The sequence below is a fragment of the Phyllobacterium bourgognense genome (assembly GCF_003337575.1).
GTDB classification, from domain to species: domain Bacteria; phylum Pseudomonadota; class Alphaproteobacteria; order Rhizobiales; family Rhizobiaceae; genus Phyllobacterium; species Phyllobacterium bourgognense.
Genome location: NZ_QPJM01000008.1, coordinates 104,060 through 126,777, shown reverse-complemented (window position 1 = coordinate 126,777; position 22,718 = coordinate 104,060). Strand labels below are relative to the sequence as shown.

The following is a 22,718-nucleotide window of genomic DNA, read 5'->3' as shown; positions in this document are numbered from 1 at the left end:
GTCAGGTCATATGTAAGCGATAGCGATTTGGATTTTAAGCTTTATGACAATTATTGATACAAACGTATAAATCTGCCGACTTTCTTCACCACGGAACGGATCATTCATGTCTTCTTTGACGTTTCCGCCAATTGCTGTCATCGCCGATGCGCATTTCCACGATCTCTATGGAGACTATGATTTTGGCGGCATTGATGTTGGTGGACGCAAAATGACAGCACGACGGCTGACCGACACGGTGCGCTCCACCCGGGTGTTCAACGAAAGCTATCATGCTTTGCGTGGGGCGTTGGACGAGGTCGTAACCCGCGGCATCAAATATGTCGTTCTGCTTGGCGACTATTCCGATGACGGCCAGATTGCGACGCTTGAAGCGTTGCGCCTGCTGCTTGGCAATTACCATCGCAAGCACGGACTTATTTTTATTGCTACTCCGGGCAACCACGATATTTTCGGCCCATATGGCAAGCATCACGCCAAACGGCTGCTTAATCCGGACGGTACCTATACGATTGTCGCCAGCGTTGGTGAATTCGTCGATGACGATGCAGACGGCATGGTCGTTACCGACAAGATGTATTGCTCGGGATATCCTGCCGGGCTGCTGGCATTGCCGGATATCGGTTTTTTCCGCAGGCCATCGGATTTGCATTGGGAGACACCATTCGGGATGCATGACGATCCAGCGAAGCGGCTCTATTCAGTGTGCTCGGACGACGGAGTGAACCAGTATCAGCTGATGGATGCATCTTACCTGATCGAACCGGTTGCGGGGCTCTGGCTGCTGATGATCGATGCCAATGTCTTCGAGCCGCGCAACGGTGTTTTTGCCAAAGGCGACGCGGGCGCATTCGTCGACAGCACCCATGCCGGCTGGAATGCCTTGCTCAAGCATAAGCGTTTCATACTGCAGTGGGCAAAAGATGTCGCCAGCAGAGCCAGGCGAGGTGGCAAGCGGCTGCTGACCTTCTCGCACTATCCGTTGCTGGATATGCTCAATGGCACAGCGGAGGACGAACGATCGCTAATGGGTGAAACGATCGCCACGCAACGGACACCGACGGATGAGGTGGCGCGTGCGGCCATCGATGCGGGCATCGGTATACACTTCAGCGGACATCTTCACGTCAATGATACGGCGCTGGTCCGGCAGGGGAAAGATTACCTCCTCAACATCGGCGTGCCGTCGCTTGCTGCCTTTCCTGCGGCCTTCAAGGTGATAACGCTGGAAGATATGGCGTTAAAGGTTGAAACGGCCAGCATCGAGCATCTGCCAATCGATCCAGCCATCAATCGGCAATATCGTATCGAGATCAATGTCACAGGCAAAAAGACGGGTCATATGCTGGATGCTGCCAACTACGGAGATTTCCTGTCGGAGCATGTGGATCAATTGGTCGTGCATCGCTATTTGCGCCGCGAATGGCCGAATGACATGGCAAGGACGATGTCGCGGCTCAATCTCGGAGATTTATACGTGCTCGGCCAATGTGCGCAGCCATTTCCGCTCGAGGACACTGTTGCGCTTATTCATGCCGAACGCGCTGGCAAAACTTCAAATGATTACAACGCAAACGCGATTGAACAACTGGATTCGATCCCGGTACTCAGCCTGCTTGGCGATTGGTACCGGCTGCGCATGGGCAGTGAAATGGCACTCAATCGCATTTCGCCGGCTCGGCTTGCGGCCTATCGTTTGCTGATCGAGATTTACGCCGGCTCTTCTGCACTCGAGATTGGCGGTGCTCAGGGAAAATTCGCACGCATATTGCGCATGATGGGGCGATATCTGTCGGATATGCCGTCGCGTGACTTCCTGGTTGATCTGACCAGCGGGTCAGTCACGCGGAATATAGACCGGCCAGCCTATTGAAGGGTAGGTGGAGGCCACGGCGCCGCATTATTTCGCTGCCTGCTTCTGTTTGCTGCGCGCTTCGCTGAGTTCGGTGGTTGTGTGACTCAAACGGTCGGCAAGAACCCGCATGATCTCGATGGTCATCTCCGGATAGTCACTAAGGAGCTTGAGAAAGTGATCCTTGCTGATGCGCAAGGCCTCGAGTGCAGAATTTGCGCGGACCGTCGCAGTTCGCGAAACATCACAAAGGATCGCGATTTCACCAACGATGGAATCGTGCTCTATCTCCGCAACCTTGATCTCGCCGCTTGGGGAATCGGAGAGAATATCAGCGCCGCCGGTGAGGATGACATAGGCTGCATCGGCTGGATCACCCTGGCGAAACAGTGTCTGGCCGGATTTGTAGCTGACGCGCTCGGATGTGAAGGCCAGAAGCTTGAGCTTGGCCGGCGCAACGCCCGAAAACAGCGGTACCCGCCGCAACATTTCAACTTCATCTTTCAGCAGCATGAACGTCCACAACCCTCTAAATAGAGACTTTTCGATAATTTCAGCCAGACGGGCGTAAAGCTGAATTCTCAAAAGATCTCATGTTGCCCCCTTATGACACCAGCTCCTTGAATATACCGTTTTTCTCCAAAAGAGTCGCGTGCGTTCCCTCTTCGACCAATGTCCCCTTGTCGAATACAATCACGCGATCGAACAGATTGGCAAGTGCAGTGTTGGACAGCACCCAGATGATCGCAGGAGCGTGGCCCTCTTCGTGCAGGTCCTCCATGATGTTGTGCGTGATATGGTCTTGTACGCGCTGGTCAAGTGCCGGCAATGGACGGTTGAATATTATATAATCGGCACGCTTGAGCAGTGCACGCGCGACATTGAGCTTCTGGCGCTGCACATTGGTCAATCGCTTGCCACCGGATCCGACATCGAAATCCATGCCTATCGAAAGCACACTTTCGAACAGGCCGAGTCGGTCGAACAGGTCGCGCAAAATCGTACGGATGCGATCCGAGCCGTCGGCTTGGGTGAAGCCGATCCTACCGAAGAGGACATTATCCAGAAGCGTCGCCGATGAGATAAAGCGTTCCGGATCATAGCGTTCGATAACAGCTTTGAGATCGTCCGGCATATTCTGGTGGAAACGTGCGCGCGCATCGACGATCTTGGCCATGAGCTGGCTGTTGAGAAGACCAAAGCGATGCCTCGGCTCGATGTAGGAGAAGCTCAGGCGAATTATACTTGTACGTTCGTCTGCCGACGCCGCGTCGATACCGCGGCCCTGCAATTTTTGCAGCAACACCTGATAGGCCGGAATGTCATCGGCGGTCATGAAGGTCAGTTGCTGGAAGAACGGATGATCTGGCGGCAGATCCTCGAACAGCTCGACCGCATTGGCCGCGATCTCCAGACCCATAGTATAAAGATCGATGTAAAGGTCGTTCTCGCGCAACACCGAGCGGAAATAAGGATGCGCCGCCAGTTTGCGGTTCGTCATCATTGGCCGCCTCATGCTGCCGAACAGCAGGTTTTCACCAACGGTGGCTTGAGGGTTATACTCATCCAGCTTGAACGGAACGACGAGGTCGTCGAGATCTTCCTTCTTCAATCGTTTGCGCAGGGCCTGACGCACCTCGACGATGCGATCGGTCAAATCGGCGTGTGTCTCGATGACGACAGTGGAGCGCAATGCCATGTCGAGAATGTCCTGAGAAATCAGAACGGCATCAAGGACCGGGCGCACAACCTTGAAGAGATCGTCAGGCCCCGTCACGCCCGCGGAGACATAATCCACCCAGTCGCTGTTAACGTCGAGTTCGGGATTGCCCGCACGGCGCGCTTCGTTGATGTTCCATCTGTTCTTGGCGGCTTTCGCTCCCTCGTACTCAACCGTGGTCAAGGGCGCATGCTTGAGGCCATAAAGCAGATTGTCCCGCAAGGTTCCGGAGAAGAAATAAGTATCGGACGCCGCATAGGCGATGCGGCGGCCGGTTACTGATTCTGGCAGTTCGAGGATGTCTTTGCCATCGATGGTGATGCGGCCCTGCTCGGGCCAGATAAGGCGGGCAAAGGCCTCGGCGAGGGCCTCAGCCCCGCTTCCGCTGTTGCCGACGATTGCGGCGGTTTCGCCCGGTTTGATCTCCAGCGTGACATGTCTGAGCAAGGGCGCACCGCTGTCGTCGGAAAGTGTCAGGTTGACGGCGTGCAGCGAATGCTCAAGACGGTTGACGGGATCGGGGGCAAGAGCCTGAATTTTCGGATCAACGAGCATATCGACGTTGAATTGTTCGACCACCTGGTTGTACTTGACCTGGACATCCTGACGGGCCTGGTCCCAATCGATCAGCTCTTTCAACGGCCCCGGGAGATCCTTGTAGGCATTGATCACGGCAACAAGCTGGCCGATATCGAGTCTTCCTTGCAACGCCAGAAAACCGCCGATCGAATAAAATAGAAACGGGGTGACCTGTGCGAGGAAATTGTTGATGAATTTGACCAGGAACTTCCATTGATAGAGATCGTACCGGATCGAGAAGATAAGGCCCAAACGCGACGCGATATCGGCCCGTTCGAAGTTCGACGTGTCGTTACCGTGAATGGTACCAATGCCGTCGACTATCTCACCAACACGGCCAGACAATTCCCGCGCTGTGAGCTGACGTTGACGTCCGAGTTCAAGCAAGCGTTTTCGCATGCGGGGAATCACGACGCCCTGGACCGCGACAATTCCTGCAGCGATCATACCAAGCCAGAAATTCTGCATGATGATGAAGACGAGGGCAGTGATAGCTTGTCCGCCTAGCAATGCCGGTTGAACGAAGGCATCCCCGGTAAAGCCGCCCATAGGTTCTACTTCGTCCTTGATCATCGTCGCAATTTCAGCGGATTTTACCCGCTTGAATTGCGCTGGTGGAAAGCGCAGCACGCGATCAATCAACTCGAAGCGAATTCGTCGCAACATGCGTTCGCCGAGACGGCCCTTGTAGGTGTTGATATAAAGCTTGAACAAACCGTTGATGATGACGAGCAGCAGGAAAACCAGGCTTAATGCCATCAATGTCTGGAAACGGGTAAGCTCAAGGCCATCGAAAAACACCACCTTGCCGAGCGCGGGGAGGTCGTATTCGAGATGCATGAAGGTGCGCGTCGCGCCGGGTGTCTCGAACCCGTTACCCTGGATGGGACCGTTGACGATCTGTTTTGGCAGATCGAAAGACATGAAATACGGAATCATCGAGACAGCTACGACGAACAGAATCCATATCTGCTGCAGCCGCGTGTTCGACCAGATATAGCGTGTTAGACTTGTTTCCATGGGCGACCAGGGGCTGCGAATTCAGCAGGAATTTCAAATACTGAAACGTTTGAAGAGTACATGGACGAACTCCATGATTGAATCGTCCCAGCCTACAGCATCAGCTTGGTGAAGGCTATATGACATGGGTAGGGAACATAGCGCTGTCAACCAGAGGTGTTGGTGTTTAATTTCAGCAAGCTTGGAGGATCAGCGCAGTGCCGTCGCTGAGGAATACTGCTTGACTAGAGGAGACTCCGTAACACCCCAGCCGTGCGCTCGGCACCATTCAGATCGAGCCTATGTGACGATGGCTTTGGCTGTGCCAACGCGGCTTCTAGGGCACTGCCGAGAATATCCGCGTTGAGGCCGTTTTCGGGCAAGGCGATGGCGAGGCCGAGGGCTTCCAATCGTGCGGCCCGCACGCTCTGTTCAGTTTCGCCTGCGGAAGCGAAGGGAACAAGGATGGAACGGCACCGCGCGCGCAGAATATCGCATACCGTATTGTAGCCCGCCTGCGAAATCGAAAGCTCGGCTCCTTTGAGCAATGATGGAAAATCCTGGCGGAAACGGACGACGCTCACATTGCGGGGTGCATCTGCCAACAAGGCATTAAAATCGCGTTCCGGCAGGTTGGGTCCGGTGATCAGGCACCACGATCCCCGGAATGCCGATTGCGTTGCCACTTCCAGACTTGAGCGGATCAGGGCGAGCCCCACTGCGCCGCCACCGGCAGACACAACGATATCAAAGACTTCCGAAGGTTCTGCTGGGTCAGGACCCGCAACCAGACCGGTATAGATAATCTTGCCAGCGATCTTCCTTGCGAGCGGAAACGTATCGGCAAGCGTTGCAAATGACGGGTCTCCGTGCACCAGGATATGGTCGAAGTGTGCGTTGATAATGCTAACCGTCTCTTCGTCGCGCCCGGGCTTCGTGCGCTCCTGCAGGATATCACGAACTGAGCTCAGAAGCTTTGGCCGCGGCGACGTTGCCTTGATGGCACCCAGCAATGGCAGAAGTTCGAAACGCATCTGCCTGCGCCCAAAAGGGAACGCTTCCGTGATGACGATAGATGGGCTGATTTGGTGAAAGGCTTCGAGCAAGAGATCGCGGCGGCGAGCCAGGAATTCATCGTCAACCGAATTAGCAAACGCATCTGCCAGACCTGAAAATCCAGCATTGTCCGCAACAAGTGTGGGCAACGCGACAAATTTGACATCCGATCCTGGAAAACCCGGAACCTTCGATCCCCCTGTTACAAGCGTGACGTCGAACTTGTCAGCGGCGAGCTCCGAGGCGACGCGGCTGGCGCGGGCAAGGTGACCTATGCCAAGAAGATGCTGGACGTAGAAAAGGACGCGCGGTTTGCTCATGGTTTTTGCCATTCGCTTTCAAAAAGCCGGGTCAATTGGCGGATACTTGAATTGTGGTCGAAGTGTTCGCGTACCCGTTTTTCGGCGGCCTTGCCCAAGCGGTATCGAAGGTCAGGTTCGCGGATCGCCCGTTCAAGTGCAACCGCCAGCAGTCGGGGATCTTCCGGAGGGACGACGAAACCGTTTTCTCCGCCGGTCAAAAGCTCGGGTATGCCGGAAATATTCGTCGAGATGCAGACAAGGTTTTGACTGGCGGCTTCAAAAAGGACATTGGGCAAGCCGTCGCGGTCTCCATCTGCCGCGACCCGGCAAGCCAGGGCAAATATATCGGCGCTGCGATAGTGGCCAAGGACATCCTCCTGCGCAAGCGCGCCTTTCCAGGTGATGCGCTCCGCGATGCCGAGCTTGTCGGCAAGGGGTTTTAATCGCGCCAGTTCGTCGCCCCCGCCAATATGAACAAACCTCCAGTGTAGACGGGCAGGCAGAAGCGCCAGTGCTTGCAAGAGGATGTCATAGCCCTTCTTCGGCACGGCACGGCCGACGCTCAATATCTGCACGGGATTCGAGGCGTCCGAACCGTCGCGGCTCGGACGGACGCCGGAGAAATATCCGAAGCGGGCAAGATCAAGACCATGATAACTCAGATGCACCTGCTCTTTTCGGTTTGTCAGCTCACGCATATGGTCGAAGCCAGCGCGCGTGCAGGTGACGCTCCAGCGCGCCGCGCCGAGTTTCTCGATCAGTTCCCAGTCGGGGGAGGTCCATATGTCCTTGGCATGGGCCGAACAGGTCCAGGGCACATCGGTCATGATGCTGGCATAGCGTGCGACGGAAGCCGGCGTATGGATAAAATGGGCATGCAGCCATTCACCTTTGTCCGGCCATTCATGGACAAGGACAAGTGCCTGGCCGAGACGGCGGATGCGGTTGCGCGAAATATCGCGACGCAGGTCTTTCCAGAACCGCAGGAGAAGCGGCCTGAAATTGGGTTTCTTCCGCGCTGCCATGAGGGCACGGAACACGCGAATTGGTTCTTCGTGGAGATATTCGGGCAGATAGACGACACGCGCCTTGATCTCATCGTGGATTGGATGGCGCTTCTTGTCCGTCGGCTTACGCATGGAGATCAGTGTCAGGTCGAAGCCTGCCCGCTCCAGTCCGAGCAGTTCCTGTGCGATGAATGTTTCCGAAAGGCGCGGATAGCCCTTCAGAATCACCAATGTCTTGAGGCGTATTGACAAGCTATTCTCTTATTCCGCGACTGCGGGCAATGGCTGTTCGCGTTCGTCCAGCCAGTCGCCGACGATCTCGGAAATATGCACGAGACCCTCCAGCCGCATGCCTTCACCCTTGCCGGTTTGCGATGGCGGGGGACGGTCCGGCAAGCGCTTGAGCACCTCTGCAAAGCGCAAGGGGTCCTCGGCTTCCTCTGGCAGCAGCATTTCGATGAGACCGAGTTCGGCGGCGCGTGTGGCCCGGATCAGTTGCTCTTCGCGTGGCAGGACGCGGGGGACGATCAGCGCCGGCTTGTCGAAAGACAGAATCTCGCAGTAGGTGTTATAGCCGCCCATGGCGACAACGGCCTTTGCACCCGCGATCAATTCTTCCATGCGATTATCGAACTCGATAACCTGGATGTAGGGAATTTTGCCGCCCTTCTTCACCAGTTTTGCCCGCTGCTTCGCCGGCATATACGGGCCGAGCACTATGAATGCCTTGTGCTGAAGGGTCGGATCCTGCTGATAGGCGTGGATGACATTGTGCACGAGGTCGGCCCCATCGCCACCGCCGCCCGTAGTCACCAGAATATAATCGCCCTCGGGAACATGGGTTGGGGTGTTGTCGTTCGACAGGCTCCGTTGCAGGAAGCCGACAAATTTCATCTTGTCGCGTAGGGTGACCGGCACATCCAGGTCGATGAGCGGATCGTAGAAATCCGGCGGGCCATAGACCCAAACCGTGTCGTAGAACTGATCGATCTTGCGCATCACGTTGTTGTTCTTCCACTCGGCCTCGAGCAGATGCGGCGCGTCCATGACCTCTCGCAGGCCAAGGACAAGTGTCGTGCCGCGAGATTTAAGATAGGCGAGGGTTTCTTCCACTTCGCCTTTCAGCCCCATCGGTTCCTTATCAACGATAAAAATATCCGGTTGAAAAGTCTCGGCCGTATGCCGGATGATCGACTGGCGCATCTTCAGTGTTTCATGCAGATCGATGTGGCGTGCAAGCGAAGTGTATTCGCCATTGCGAAGCTTGATCACGCTCGGCACCTTCACGAAATCGACGCGGGCGCGATAATCGAACGCGCCCGCGATAGTTGCGCCGGATATAATCAGGATATTGAGCCCGCGGTAGTCCTCGACAAGCGAATGGGCAATCGTCCTGCACCGCCGCAAATGGCCAAGGCCGAAGGTGTCGTGGCTATACATCAAGATCCGGGCATCTTCGAAACGCCGCATCATGGTCAAAACCCCTTGTTTTGCGGGTTGACCCGCGCAGTGCATTCGAAACGATGGTGAGAATGCGAACTCATCGGATTCTCGTTTCCCTTATCTGTAGGGATCGGCTGCGTCACGCAACCCATCTCCCAAGAAATTGAACGCCAGGATAACAAGTATGACAGGAATCATCGGAAACAGCAGCCAAGGATAAAAGGCGATGACACTAACGCTGCGTGCTTCAGTCAATAGGATACCCCAACTGGTGATAGGGGGCCTGAGGCCAAGCCCAAGGAAACTCAGTGCGGTTTCTCCGAGGATCATCCCAGGTATGGAAATGGTGGCCGTGGCGATCAGATGCGACATAAAGCCGGGCACCAGATGCCGCCCGATAATCCGGCCGCTCCTGGCACCCATCAACTGCGCCGCGAGCACGTAGTCTTCCTCCCGCAGCGAAAGCAGTTTGGAGCGCACGGAACGAGCGAGCCCGGTCCAGTCCAGCATGCCGAGGATGATGGTGATGCCGAAATAGATCAGGATAGGACTCCACGTCACCGGCATGATAGCCGCCAATGCCATCCATAGCGGCAGGCTAGGCAATGATTGCAACACTTCGATGACGCGTTGCACCAGCAGATCGAACAAACCGCCATGATAGCCTGCAAGTCCGCCGATGACGATGCCGAGAACGAAACTGATGGTTATGCCGATGAGCCCGATAGTCAGCGATATGCGCGCACCATAGATGATGCGGGATAACACGTCACGGCCGAGACGATCAGTGCCGAGCAAGAACATCTGGCCATCCTTCGCCGGGCAGACAAGATGGACATTACCCTCGATCAGGCCCCAGAAGCGGTAACTGTCACCACGACAAAAGAAACGAAGCGGTTCAACATCGTTGCGATCATTTGTGTAGATACGCTTGAGCGACCCCATATCAAGTTTCATTTGCCGGCCATAAACAAAGGGTCCAACAAACTGTCCGTCGTGGAACAGATGCACCCGCTGTGGCGGCGAATGGATAAAGTCGACGTTACGGGTGTGCAAGTTGTAAGGTGCCAGGAATTCGGCAATAACGATCATGCCGTAAAGCAAGAGCAAGAATATGCCTGATGCCAAGGCAAGCTTGTGCCGCTTGAATTTCCACCACATCAAACGTGTCTGCGATGCAAGATGGATTTTCGCCTGCGCGTCCGTCATCACCTCGACCGACATCGGATCGAACGGGGCGTTGGAAACATAATGTTGCAGGGGCGCGCCGGGCGAAGGAAGCGGTGCCGTCACTTTGTACTCCTGCCTTGCAAGCGAATGCGCGGATCAAGAAAGGCAAGCGCAATATCGGATATGAGCACACCGATAACCGTCAGGAATGCGAGGAACATCAAAAAGGAGCCGGCGAGGTACATATCCTGGCTTTGCAGGGCCTTGATGAGCATCGGGCCGGTCGTTTCAAGTGAAAGGACGATTGCGGTGATTTCAGCGCCGGAGATGATCGACGGCAAAATGGAACCAATATCGGAAACGAAGAAGTTCAGCGCCATTCGAAGCGGGTACTTGACCAGCGTACGGAACGGATGAAGCCCTTTGGCGCGCGCCGTCATCACATATTGCTTTTGTAACTCGTCCAAAAGGTTGGCGCGCAAACGCCGGATCATGCCGGCTGTGCCAGCGGTGCCAACAATAATTACTGGAATCCATAGATGGGAGAGAATAGACCGCGCTTTTTCCCAGCTCATCGGTTCGTTCAGAAATTTCTGATCCATCAGATGGCCAATCGATGTACCGAACCAGATATTGGCGAAGTACATCAGTATAAGCGCCAGCATGAAATTGGGGATAGCAATGCCGAGAAGCCCGAACAAAGTAAGGCCGTAGTCGCTCCAGCTGTATTGATGCGTGGCCGAGTACATGCCGATAGGAAAGGCGATTACCCAAGTAAACAGGATAGTGACAAAAGAGACGAGGATTGTCAGCCACATCCGTTCTCCCACCACCTCGCTCACGGGCAGCTGGTACTCGAAGGAATAGCCGAAATCACCCTGCAGCATGCCGCCTAGCCAATAGAAATATCGCAACACCGGCGGTTGGTCGAAACCGTATTGATGCCGCAGTTCCTCAATCTCCTGCAGATTGACGGTTTCACCCTGGGCACGAAGCTCCGCAATCTGGCTTTCGAAGAAATTGCCTGGCGGCAACTCGATAATGGTAAAGACCAGGGCCGAGATGACCAATAGGGTGGGGATCATCGCAGCAATACGCCAAAGTATATAACGCAGCATTTCTTTAGACCTGCTCCCCGCTCAGCCAGAAAGTATCAGGCATGTAAATGCCGAGATAGGATGTGGGATCAAATCCGTAGAGGCCCTTTTCGGGAACGTTCTGCAAACGTGATGTACGCACGATCGGTTGCAGCGTGCCATTCACAAGCCCGATCGAAAATACCTGCTGGGTATAGATGGCCAGCATCTGCTGCCAGATTTCAGTGCGCTCCGCCAGGTGCGCGGATCGCTGCCAGCGCCGCAAAAGCTCGGTAAGCTCGATCGCTTCAGGAAGATCCGCTGCCTTGCCCTGGCTGCCATGCGACAGGTAATGCATTCCCCAGAGCGGCCATTGCAGCTGATCGTCCATGGTGGGCGCCAGCTGTCCCGGGTTCATGTCGGCAGTTGCAACGCCGTTGTCCATGCCATACCAGATTGACATCATGATGCGTCCGCCCATAGCACGGCTGCGAAAGATGTCGCGCTGGGAGGTGCGAATGAACAGCGCGATTCCGATCTTGCGCCAGTGATCCGTGACGAGTTCAAGCACATCCGTATCCACAGAGCTCTCGCCGGGTGTCTCGATGGTGATCTCGGCTAGCCGGCCGTCCGGGAGGAGGCGAATGCCGTCCTCATCGCGATTTTGCAGTCCGGCCTCGTCAAGGAGCGCGTTGGCCTGTTCCGTGTCGTGATTGATCCACGCATTGGCATATTCGGGCTTGAACAGAGGACTTTCGGGCAAAAGTGTATCAGCACTGGGAACACCGAGACCGTAAAATACCGCCATATTGATTTCATGCCGGTCGATGGCAAGCGACAAAGCCCGTCGCACCCGCACGTCGCGGAACAGCTCTCGCCAGACGTCATCGCCGCAATTGAGATTGGGCAGGATTGCGACGCGCGAGCCACGAGTCATTTTCCACAAATCGACCTTCACAGGATAGCGGTCTTCCGCGTCCTTCAGAAAGGTGTAATCGGCAAAATCAATGCCTGTTGCCTGCAGATCACTTTCTCCCGCCCCCGTTTTCGCCGGAATAATGGAGGATGAACTGACATTGAGTACGAAGCGGTCGATATAGGGCAGTTGACGGCCGTTTTCGTCGACGCGGTGGAAGAACGGGTTGCGTTCGAAGATGAATTGCTCCGCCGGTGGCGCTGTCATGTTTCGCCAAGGATCAAGCGTCGGCAGCTTGGGATTTTCCGGCCGGTACGTTCGTGACATCTTGATATGAAGGTCGGCCCACTTTTTGACGCGGTTTTCTTTCATCAGGGCCGAAAGCCGGAACTCGTCTTGATACTCCTTGTGGAACTGCTTGAGATAGGCTGATGGCCCGACGAGGACCAATGGCTGCGGCCCGGCGAGATTTGGCAGGAAGTCCGGATTTGGCTTGTCCCAGGAGTAGCGAATGGTCCATTCATCGAGAACTTCGAAGCGTGGCAGATTTCCATCGACACGCAACACCATGGAGCCGCCGCCAGGTGTCAGATCCTTGTTGAGCAGAACGTCTTCCCACCAATAGCGGAAATCATCGACGGTAAATGGCGATCCGTCCGACCATTTGTGGCCTTCGCGGAGTGTGAAAGTGAAGACGGTATCATTGTCGGACTGAAAGCCCTCAAGAATATCAGGCTGGAAAACCAGACGTTCGTCATAGCCAATCAACCGCGCATAACCATAAATGGTCATGAACCGTATGTCTTTGGCACTGCCAATGATCGTGCGAACGGTTCCGCCATATTGTCCGGGGGTTCGTCCCATTGCCTTGAGGTGCACAATGCGTGGCCGCTTTGGCAGTCTTTGGGGAAGGGGAGGCAAACTGCGGGCACGCAATTGATCCGCAAGATATTCCGGCTCAATATCACGATCGGCCGCATTTGCCATATCCGGCAGCATCGCGCAACCCAAAGCCCCGAGGCCAAAAGTACCAAGAACAGTACGGCGCGTTACCACGAACGTAACTCCCTTGCATCGGCATTGCGGTGCGCCAGGACGAGATGGCCGCCACCAAGATCGGCTGGAGCCAGTGTCTCGCTGTCGCCATCACCGGCGAACTGAGCACCCCAGGAATGTTGGTCCGAAGCGCCGCCCATCTTCAATGTTTCGAAGTCAAGCGGCCTGTCCAGATCGGGGAAAGGCACAGCGGCCAACAGCGAGCGAGTGTAGGGATGAACCGGGTCACGAAGTATTATTTCGCGCGGTGCTATCTCGACAATCCGACCGCCACACATGACGGCAATCCGGTCTGCCATATAGTCGACGACGGCCAGATTGTGGGAAATGAACAGATAGGTCAGCCCGAGTTCCTTCTGCAGGTCCTTGAGAAGATTGAGAATCTGCGCCTGAACTGAAACGTCAAGCGCCGAGACAGGTTCATCGCAGATCAGCAGCTGCGGCCCGAGCGCAAGAGCACGGGCGATGCCTATGCGCTGGCGCTGGCCGCCGGAAAAACTGTGTGGATAGCGGTTGAGATAACGCTGGTCGAGGCCAATGGCCTGCATCAGCGCGCGTACCTTCTCCAGACGATAAGCATTGTCGCCAAGTCCATGGATCTCCAGCGGTTCACTAAGAATGTTCTGCACTGTCATGCGCGGTGAGAGCGAAGAGACCGGATCCTGGAACACCATCTGGATGCGGGTGCGCAACTCCATGAGCTCGTCGCCCTCTGCCTTCAGAACATTGATCTTACCCCTGCCGTCATCGAAGGTGACGGATCCGCTGTCGGGCGTGATTGCGCGCATCAATATTTTACTGACCGTGGTTTTACCGCTACCGCTCTCGCCGACAAGACCGAGGCATTCGCCGCGCCTTATATCGAAGCTGATGCCGTCGATGGCTTTCACCAAGGTTTTATCCTGCTTGCCAAACAAACCCGATTTGCGAATGCCATAGGCCTTCACCAGGTCGCGAACGGAAAGAAGAATTTCCGGCGCGTTTTCGATCTGCTTTTTCTTTGCCCACAACGTGTTCGCATTGACGGGAACCTCGCGCAGTGCCTTCAAGCGTTCACCAGGCTTCATGTCGAAATGCGGTACGGCAGCCATGAGGCCTTTCAGATAGGGATGCTGCGGCCTACGGAAGATAGCGTCGACGGGCCCGGCCTCCATGATCTCACCGTGATAGATGACCACCACCTCGTCGGCCATATTGGCGACGACGCCGAGATCATGGGTGATGAGCAGCATCGCCATGTTGAGCTTGTGCTGGAGATCGCGCAGCAATTCGAGGATCTGCGCCTGGATCGTCACATCGAGCGCCGTCGTCGGCTCATCGGCGATGAGCAGAGCAGGACGGCAGATGAGCGCCATGGCAATCATGGCACGCTGGCGCATACCGCCAGAAAGCTCGAACGGATACATGTCATAGGTGCGACTTGGCTTGGCAAAGCCGACGAGACCAAGCATTTCTTCGGTTTTTGCCCGGCGTTCGTCCTTTGTTGCGTCGGTGTGGATCGCCAGGACTTCGCTGATCTGATTGCCAACGGTGTGGAGCGGCGACAGCGATGTCATCGGCTCCTGAAAGATTTTCGCCATGCGGCTGCCGCGCAACGCCCGGATTTCAGGCCCATCCCGCGACAATTGCAGAATATCCGTGCTTCTGCCGTCGATTGGATCGGTGAACAATATTTTCCCGGTGACCTTTGCCGTATTGGGCAGGATACCCATGACCGACTGACTGATAACAGACTTTCCCGAACCAGACTCACCGACGAGAGCAGTTACTTTTCCCGGAAGAACCCGCAGATTTGCGCCCTTGACGACTTGCAAACGTCCGCCAAGCATCGAAAACGAAATGCCCAGATTTTCGATACGCAACAGATCAGAATCCGACTTCATGCCAGTCAATTGTTCCCTCGGAGCCTTGTTCGTTGCTCACTTGAATTTGAACCTATCGCACGGCATTGGGGGAGTCTAGCTGGCTCTATGTGACGATAGCATCGCATACCTTTGGAGGAGGCTATGCAATAATGAACTTTGCGATGGAATTCAAAGCGGTAAGGCGTGTTGGAGATTTGAGATCCAAGAAATCAATCAAGGCGTGGGACAAACCCCGGCGCCAAGCACGTCTTCGCAGCGCGGTGAACGGCGGAAATTATCATAATAAAGTGTCCACTCGGTCTTGTCGGCAGCTCTATAAGGGCCAAATTTGAAATACTGATTTTTACCAAGACCTTTGTCGCCGTGACCGATATGCCCCTTGACTGTCACGATCCATTTCTTGTTGGCGAAAATCTCGATATGGCCGGACCCGTCAGGGCCAGGCTTGGTGTAAATAGCGAAATCAATCCAGCCGGAATCTGGAGAAGGCAGCTTGTTGCCGTGGTCGGTCACGGTGATCGCATCGGTGCAGCTATTGAACTGGCTACCGTCCTGCGGCGTCCAGTTCTCGTCGGTCGCTATCAGCGCACGCATTTGGTCTGTGTCCGGTCGGAACCAGACCGGCGTTTGGTTGTTTCCACAGGCCTGGACAGTACTCGCCCCTTCCGCTTTGGCAGGGGCGACATAATTCGTTTCGACGGTCGCGAACAGCTTGCCCTGGTTCAAACGTAGCGCCAGGAAAGGGCTAAAATCACCGACAGCGTCGGGCCCGATCTCACGCTTCCATTGTGCGATGAGATATCGATGATCACCTTCTGGGATTGGATCGGCGAATTTGACAGCAAAACCATACCAAACACCCTCAGTGTAGGGCACACGACGGTCGGTTCTCTCCCATATCTCTGCCCGTTCGCTGCAGTTCTGTTTGACGTTTGGACAAAATGGCTTGACGCTCAACTTCAGCGCGCCAGCGCCAGTCTGCGTGACGGCGGACTGGAACTCGAAAGAACCCGCGCGCTGCTCGAAATTCTTGCGGTAGTAAAGTCCGCCGCCTGCCGCAAAATCCTTGCCATCGAAACCGTCGAAAAGCGTGTCGCCTCCTGGCTCGGCTGCCGCACCAGATAGGTTGAGAGTTGCGGCAAGGAGAGCCATTGCGATGATCTTTCCTGTCATTGCATGAATTTGTCTATCATGGGCCGCCGCTCCTGGGTCCTGGTATCGCGGTGCAACAGCATAACCTGTTCTGCATCTGACAGGCCATCATAGGTGACCTGATCATAGGCGTCGTCCAGCTGGCCTGTCTGCTCAGAAGATTTTGGCAATAGAACAGTGACTTTCTGTCCAACACCGCGCAATTTTTCCTCGCCCAGGGTAACCCAGTCGCCACCACAATAGGTGGCAAACGCCTGACTGGCGATAACCTCGCGCGAATATTTCTTGGTGAGGCCCTGTAAGCGCTGTACTTCGTTTACAGCAGAGCCGAAAGCCGAGAACGTCAAGCGGTCCTTCAGACCAACATTCCCAAACATGACGTTACCAACGTGCAGGCCGATGCCATAACGAATATCTCCAAGACCATCCTTGCGCCGCTCCTCGTTGAGTTCAGCGACGCGTGCCTGCGCCTTGAACACCGCATTGAGCGCGGTTTGACAGGCGATCTTCGACGGATCCTTATGACGACCGCAAGGATAGACCGCGAGAAAGCCGTCGCCCATAAAGCTGAGAATTTCGCCACCACCCCGATTGAACGGGGCTGCAATAGCATCAAAAAAATGATTGAGTGTATCGATATATGCCTGGCGGCCCTCTTTCTCGGCCAGGACGGTGGACTCGCGCATATCACCCATGACGAGAGCGGCCCGGATTGTATCGCCATCACCACGTCGGATCTGGCCGTTCAGGACACGCTTGCCGGCATTGCCACCGAGGTATGTGGTCAGCATGTTATCCGCAAGTTTGCCGAGGACCGCCATTTTGGCGGCGACTGCCAGATGGTTCTGCAATCGCAGAAGCGCCGCGATCATGGCATCGCTAAACCCTTCCTTGCTGTCTGTTGACCAGGAACCCATCATGCCTTGCGTCGACTGACCGCCAAAAGGCTGCAAGAAAGCGAGATAATCGGTGACGCCCTCCTGTTTCAACTCGTCAAGGACGGGGAATTCGAATGGTCCATCCACATCGATGCGTCGCCGCAAATGCTCCAAATTATTGCTAAGGAGATAGAAATAGGGGCTCAACAGGAAGCGTTCAGGCTTTCCGGCTGGGTCGTGCCGGTAACCTTCCACGCTCATACCACTCGCGCGCTTCCAAGTGAATCCCAACGCATCGTAGAGCGGATGCAGCATTGAGAACGAGAGATTGACGCGCGCGATCGGCAGGCCCGCCGCTGCGATACGTTCGCAAAAGCCGCGTACAATAGTCTCCAGATTGTCGCCGGCAAGCGAAGTTTGCGTGAGCCAGTCGGCTACCTTGTCGAGAAGTATGCTGGATACATCAAATTGGGTCGTGCTCATCCGTCGTCCTTGCAAATGCGAGCCACGTCCACTTTCCCGCACCCAGTCGCCCCTTGAGCAAGCGTGATCAACCGCACGAACGTGTCAGAGAGCGGGAGGAAGATGAGCGAATCGGATAGTCGTGTCAACGTCGGAGACAGGCACCGGCCCGATACAGCTCAAGCGGGTAGTTCGGCGGGGAAGTCCTCTATCAGTCGTTGTTTTCATTTCTCAAATGGGCATGTCGCCCCCTTGAAACAATAGGCGATTGTCACTTGATCGTGAGTTACCTGTCGACGAACGGGCGGCTTGGTTTCTTGAAGAGATAGTTCGCGGTCGTCGACGCTTGACAGCCAACGTCGTAGCGGCCATCTAAAACCGACCTGATGGCCGGCAGCGGCGCTAGTACAAGAGAGAATATATTGGCTTCGTCCCCGTTTTCCGAGCTTTCGGGTAAAATCTCAACACGGCAGGCCCGCGCCGGTGTCATAGGGCTTGGCTACGTCGGATTGCCTCTTGCGATCACGCTTGCGCGCAGCGGTTTTGCCGTGACCGGTTTCGATATCGATCCGGGCAAGAAAGTAGCGCTCGATGCGGGGCACTCCTATATCGAAGCGGTGACGAACGATGCTCTCAAAAGCGAGGTAGCAGCGAAAAGGTTTCGCGCGACAATCGACTTTTCCGAGCTTGCAAAATGCGATGTCATCATCATCTGCGTGCCCACGCCGCTGACGAAACATCGCGACCCGGATCTTTCTTTTGTCGAGGCGACTTGCCGCTCGATTGCGGCGGCCCTGCGCCCCGGCCAACTGATCGTGCTTGAGTCGACGACCTATCCCGGCACGACCGATGAGGTGGTCAAGACGATCCTCGAGAAAACCGGTCTCAAATCCGGCACGGACTTTTTCCTCGGATTTTCGCCTGAGCGTGAAGATCCTGGCAATCGTGACTTCCAGACTGCCACGATTCCGAAAATCGTTGCGGGCGACGGCGAGAAGGCACGCGAGTTGATGCAAGCTTTTTATGGTGCGGCGGTAGAAACCGTGGTGCCGGTTTCATCGAATGCGACGGCAGAAGCGGTCAAGCTCACAGAAAACATCTTTAGGTCGGTCAACATCGCTCTCGTCAACGAACTCAAGGTCGTCTACGCGGCGATGGGAATTGATATCTGGGAGGTCATTGAAGCCGCGAAGACCAAGCCTTTTGGCTATATGCCCTTCTATCCCGGGCCGGGGCTCGGAGGCCATTGCATTCCCATCGATCCGTTCTATTTGACGTGGAAGTCGCGTGAACATGAACTACCGACACGGTTTATCGAGCTGGCTGGCGAAATCAATTCCGCCATGCCGCGCCATGTCGTAGGCAAGCTTGCGGAGGCGCTCGATATTCGGGCAGGCAAGGCGCTCAGCCGTTCACGTATTCTTGTCATGGGACTGGCTTACAAGAAGAACGTGCCGGATATCCGCGAGAGCCCGTCTTTGCGATTGATTGAGATCATCGAGGAACGTGGAGGAACCGCCGATTATCATGATCCCTTCGTTGACGAAATCCCGACAACCCGTGAATACATGATGTTGAAGGGGCGCAGGTCGGTGGATTTGGACGAGACTTCGATCAGATCCTACGACGCCATTCTGATCTCGACCGATCATGATCGCGTCGACTACGCCGCTCTCGCGAGATGGGCACCTCTCATCCTCGATACGCGGAATATTTTCACCAGGCTGGGACTGATGGCCGAGCATGTTGTAAAGGCGTAACCGGTCGACGTCCTAGGTTGTGTTGACAAAGTGGATTCCCAAATCAGCTTCGGTATGATTCAAGGCTGCCTTTTAGGAGGTAGCTTTGGCTCGCGGAGACCTGACAGATGCCGAGTGGCGGATTATTGAAACGCTTCTGCCTGCAGAGCGTGGGAGGAAGTCCCGTCCAGCCCAGGATAATCGGCGCTTTCTGAACGGGATGCTGCACGTCCTGCGTGTTGGCTGCCCTTGGCGCGACATGCATGAACGCTATGGCAAATGGAACTCCGTCTATGTCCGCTTCCGGCGCTGGGCAGAGCAAGGCGTCTGGGAAGCATTGCTCGAGACCCTTGTCGAACTTGGGGCGGCCGACGACTGGCAGCATATGATCGACAGCACCACGGTCCGGGGCCATTCACAGGCTGCTGGTGCTAAAGGGGGACTCATAAGGAGGCTTTTGGTCAATCACGTGGCGGCTTTACGTGCAAAATCCACGCCCGCACAGACGGTCAGGGCCGCCCTCTTGGCTTTGTCCTGACGGGCGGACAAGTCTCTGATTACACCGCGGTTCCCGATCTGCTGGCAATGCCAGTCAACAGACCCAAGCTGTTCCTCGCCGACAAGGGCTATGATGCAGATGGGGTGCGCGAGAAACTGCTCATCCAAGGCATTTGGCCTGTCATTCCTCCAAAGGCCAATCGGAAAAATCCGCCCGTCTGCGATTTCAGAGCTTACAAGGACCGCAATCGTATCGAGCGCATGTTCAACAGGCTAAAACAGTTTCGCCGGATCGCAACTCGATACGACAAAACCAGACGCTCGTTTGGCGCTTTCCTTGCCCTAGCCGCCGCAAAGATTTGGCTCCCATATTTTGTAATGCTACGCTAACTCCCGATTGCCCCATAAACTATATCCAATGTTCTTGCCGTCATTATAGCTATAAGTAGGATCATCAGCAGCATAAGACGGTTGGAATATATGTATATTTTCGAAACATTGGGTTTATTATAACGCTTATCCCGGTTGCTCAGGTTGTATGGCCTGCTGCCGGTATTTGGCGCGCCATGAAGGGTCTATTCCCTACGCGCTGGAGGCACGACCGACCTCCCTCGATCCAGAAGTTCATGGCTGACTTCTCGGACGACTGCGCAAGTATCTGTTCAAGAAACGCTGGCCAGAGGGATTCGAATGCCCGCGTTGCACCCACAGGAAGGGATGGCGTCTCGAGTCGCGGCCGTGGCTGTGGGAATGTTCAGCTTGCGGCCGCCAGACATCGTTGATTGCCGGCACCGTGATGCACGACCTATCTGACCTCTTGCCGCTGCCGCCTCTTACACGCCAATCCTACGCGCTCATCTCTGTATGCCGCATGTCGCGTGCTGGGGGGCTACCAAACAAACGGCCATATTCGGGGTGAACTGCTGTACGCTTTCGTAACCAACGGCAAACGCCGTTGAGCTTATGCTCATGCCATCTGCCAGCATCCGTCTGCGCGCCTCGATCAGGCGCAAGTGCTTTTGGAACTGCAATGGCGATAGAGTGGTGATTTCGCGAAAATGTTGGTGGAACGATGAGGTACTCATGCCCGCCGCAGCAGCTAACTCTTCTACGCGTATAGGTCTGGCATAATACTGTCTGATCATTGAGACGGCGCGCGCGACGCGTTGTGCGTGGCTGTCAGTGATGCCGAGACGGCGAATTGCCGTGCCATGCTTACCTGTCAGCAGCCAGAAATGGATTTCGCGAAGAAGTTGTTTTCCCAGCATTGGCAGCGCTGCGGGTCGGTCCAAAAGCCGCATCAAGCGCAGTGCCGCATCGGAAACATCTTCATCTGTTGGTTCGATCCGCACGGGGCTGTCGTCCCCATCGGGAATGGCCGCGATCTCGACTGAAAGTTCTCGCACCAAGGCTGGGTCGAGTTCAAGCACCAGCGAATAATACGGCGCAGCGGGGCTTGCCTGTATGATCTGGCTGACCGTGGGAACGTCTGCCGAGATCAACAGCGACTCGCCTGGCCCGAATTCGAAACTGTCGGCCCCCATCGAAACGCGTTTCCTGCCTTGCAGCAGTATTGCCACCAGCGGTTTGTTGACAGCGACTTGCAGTTCGTCTGTCTGAATCGCGCGTATCGCGGCCATCCCGGGAATGGGAGTCGGGGCAGCGCCGAAATGGTCGGCATGAGCGTCGGCGTATCGCCGCACAAGATCCAGCAGGTTTCCTGTCATGCCATAAGAATGGAACTTGTCGTAGCTTCAGGCAAGGAGATATCTGGCATCAGGCAAGGTAATTCGACGTTTTCCGCACGACAACGAGTATGGTCAACGCTACATTTGTAGGATCAGGCAAAGTAGCGCGAGGAACGGGCAACACGAGACGCAGCATTTACTCCATCTTCCCGACATCACTTTTGATGAAAGGAAACTACTATGACCAGCATCTCTCTCGTAACAGGCGCAAACCGCGGCCTCGGACGAAACACGGCCATCAGCATCGCCAGACTTGGCGGGGACGTAATCATTACCTATCGCGGCAACGACGTTCAGGCCCGTGAAGTGGTGGCCGAGATCGAGGCTCTAGGTCGCAGGGCGATCGCGCTACAACTCGACATCGCCAGAATCGACAGCTTCCCCGTCTTTGCGGACACCTTGCGCGCCGCGCTGCTACAGACCTGGGACCGCGACACGTTCGATCATCTGATCAACAACGCTGGCCATGGCGAATTCGCCATGATCGGCGAGACCACCGAGAGCCAGTTCGATGGGCTATTCGATGTCCATGTCAAAGGAGTCTTCTTCCTCGTACAGACTCTTTTGCCTCTTATCGCCGATGGGGGTCGGATCGTGAATTTCTCCTCCGGCTTGACCCGGGTCTCTTATCCAGGTTTTTCTGCATATGCCGCCGCGAAAGGAGCGATTGAGATTCTGACCGTTTATATGGCTCGTGAGTTGGGCAGTCGCGGAATCACTGTAAACACCGTCGCTCCAGGGGCTATAGAGACCGATTTCGGTGGTGGACTTGTCCGGGACAATGCCGACGTAAACGCCCAATTCGCAGGTATGACGGCACTTGGCCGAGTGGGGGTGCCAGACGATATCGGGCCGATGGTTGCAGGCCTGTTAGGTCATGACAATCGATGGGTTACCGCGCAGCGGATCGAGGTATCAGGCGGTCAGGTGATTTGACCTGACCACTTGTCGTCCAAGGCAACTCATTTCCTGTAAGTGCCGGCCCGATAAGTCTAGTTATCGGGCCGCACAGCGGCAAAAGGGAAAGATGCCAGATAAATTATAAGGCTTATCCCGCTGGCTCAGGTCCTACAGTTCGATTACGTTCCAGAGCCACCAGAGACCCGCCCCAGTCATGCAAAGTGTGAGAACGAGGCGGACCCGCCTGACGTTGCGGACGAATCGTTCTCCGCCCGGTGTAGCTTTGAATTTTTGATATCG

General features: G+C 55.5%; 15 protein-coding genes and 2 pseudogenes. 5 read left to right on the top strand and 12 right to left on the bottom strand.

Annotated features, from left to right (window positions below; genetic code table 11):
- Positions 1-106 precede the first annotated feature (106 nt).
- Positions 107-1,873 carry a metallophosphoesterase family protein gene (locus C7476_RS15330; RefSeq protein ID WP_114430782.1) on the top strand — a complete coding sequence of 589 codons (1,767 nt, stop codon included), beginning with the start codon at positions 107-109 and terminating at the stop codon, positions 1,871-1,873.
- A 27-nt stretch (positions 1,874-1,900) separates the two neighbouring features.
- Here C7476_RS15330 and C7476_RS15325 read toward each other — a convergent pair whose 3' ends face one another.
- The 11 genes from C7476_RS15325 to C7476_RS15275 all read right to left on the bottom strand — a co-directional run bounded on the left by C7476_RS15325 (position 1,901) and on the right by C7476_RS15275 (position 17,554).
- On the bottom strand, positions 1,901-2,365 hold the full coding sequence (locus tag C7476_RS15325; protein WP_112532356.1) for a cyclic nucleotide-binding domain-containing protein: 465 nt from the start codon (positions 2,363-2,365) through the stop codon (positions 1,901-1,903).
- Between the two features lie 91 nt (positions 2,366-2,456).
- Entirely contained in the window at positions 2,457-5,171 is a 2,715-nt protein-coding gene (locus tag C7476_RS15320; RefSeq protein WP_114430781.1) for an ABC transporter ATP-binding protein, read from the bottom strand.
- A gap of 224 nt (positions 5,172-5,395) precedes the next feature.
- Complete coding sequence (locus C7476_RS15315; RefSeq protein ID WP_114430863.1) at positions 5,396-6,526, bottom strand: glycosyltransferase family protein; 1,131 nt, start codon at positions 6,524-6,526, stop codon at positions 5,396-5,398.
- Positions 6,523-7,767, bottom strand: a complete 1,245-nt coding sequence (locus C7476_RS15310; RefSeq protein ID WP_425373990.1) for a glycosyltransferase — start codon at positions 7,765-7,767, stop codon at positions 6,523-6,525. The genes C7476_RS15315 and C7476_RS15310 overlap by 4 nt, the downstream gene beginning before the upstream one ends.
- 9 nt (positions 7,768-7,776) lie before the next feature.
- Positions 7,777-8,988, bottom strand: a complete 1,212-nt coding sequence (locus C7476_RS15305) for a glycosyltransferase family protein (protein ID WP_114430780.1) — start codon at positions 8,986-8,988, stop codon at positions 7,777-7,779.
- An 87-nt stretch (positions 8,989-9,075) separates the two neighbouring features.
- Entirely contained in the window at positions 9,076-10,251 is a 1,176-nt protein-coding gene (locus C7476_RS15300) for an ABC transporter permease (protein ID WP_114430779.1), read from the bottom strand.
- On the bottom strand, positions 10,248-11,246 hold the full coding sequence (locus C7476_RS15295) for an ABC transporter permease (protein ID WP_114430778.1): 999 nt from the start codon (positions 11,244-11,246) through the stop codon (positions 10,248-10,250). Before C7476_RS15295 ends, C7476_RS15300 begins: the two co-directional genes overlap by 4 nt.
- Before the next feature lie 4 nt (positions 11,247-11,250).
- Positions 11,251-13,176 carry an ABC transporter substrate-binding protein gene (locus C7476_RS15290; protein WP_114430777.1) on the bottom strand — a complete coding sequence of 642 codons (1,926 nt, stop codon included), beginning with the start codon at positions 13,174-13,176 and terminating at the stop codon, positions 11,251-11,253.
- Positions 13,170-15,059: an ABC transporter ATP-binding protein gene (locus C7476_RS15285; protein WP_114430776.1), complete on the bottom strand. Its 1,890-nt coding sequence runs from the start codon at positions 15,057-15,059 to the stop codon at positions 13,170-13,172. The genes C7476_RS15290 and C7476_RS15285 overlap by 7 nt, the downstream gene beginning before the upstream one ends.
- A 195-nt stretch (positions 15,060-15,254) precedes the next feature.
- A complete protein-coding gene (locus tag C7476_RS15280) occupies positions 15,255-16,193 on the bottom strand; it encodes a polysaccharide lyase family 20 protein (RefSeq protein ID WP_245426368.1) in 939 nt (312 codons plus the stop codon).
- A gap of 17 nt (positions 16,194-16,210) precedes the next feature.
- Complete coding sequence (locus tag C7476_RS15275; protein WP_114430774.1) at positions 16,211-17,554, bottom strand: adenylate/guanylate cyclase domain-containing protein; 1,344 nt, start codon at positions 17,552-17,554, stop codon at positions 16,211-16,213.
- 401 nt (positions 17,555-17,955) lie between these two features.
- Here C7476_RS15275 and C7476_RS15270 point away from each other — a divergent pair, with 401 nt between their 5' ends.
- From C7476_RS15270 to C7476_RS29400, 3 genes and pseudogenes are all read left to right on the top strand, one after another.
- Positions 17,956-19,293, top strand: coding sequence for a nucleotide sugar dehydrogenase (locus tag C7476_RS15270; protein ID WP_114430773.1), 1,338 nt, complete (start codon positions 17,956-17,958; stop codon positions 19,291-19,293).
- A gap of 85 nt (positions 19,294-19,378) precedes the next feature.
- Positions 19,379-20,160: pseudogene (locus C7476_RS29405) on the top strand (IS5 family transposase).
- A gap of 176 nt (positions 20,161-20,336) precedes the next feature.
- Positions 20,337-20,572: pseudogene (locus tag C7476_RS29400) on the top strand (transposase); the annotation flags it as partial.
- Between the two features lie 52 nt (positions 20,573-20,624).
- Here the strand turns inward: C7476_RS29400 and C7476_RS15255 are convergent.
- Positions 20,625-21,497, bottom strand: coding sequence for an AraC family transcriptional regulator (locus C7476_RS15255; RefSeq protein ID WP_342633344.1), 873 nt, complete (start codon positions 21,495-21,497; stop codon positions 20,625-20,627).
- A gap of 201 nt (positions 21,498-21,698) precedes the next feature.
- Here C7476_RS15255 and C7476_RS15250 point away from each other — a divergent pair, with 201 nt between their 5' ends.
- Positions 21,699-22,454 carry an SDR family NAD(P)-dependent oxidoreductase gene (locus tag C7476_RS15250; protein WP_114430772.1) on the top strand — a complete coding sequence of 252 codons (756 nt, stop codon included), beginning with the start codon at positions 21,699-21,701 and terminating at the stop codon, positions 22,452-22,454.
- Positions 22,455-22,718: the final 264 nt, after the last annotated feature.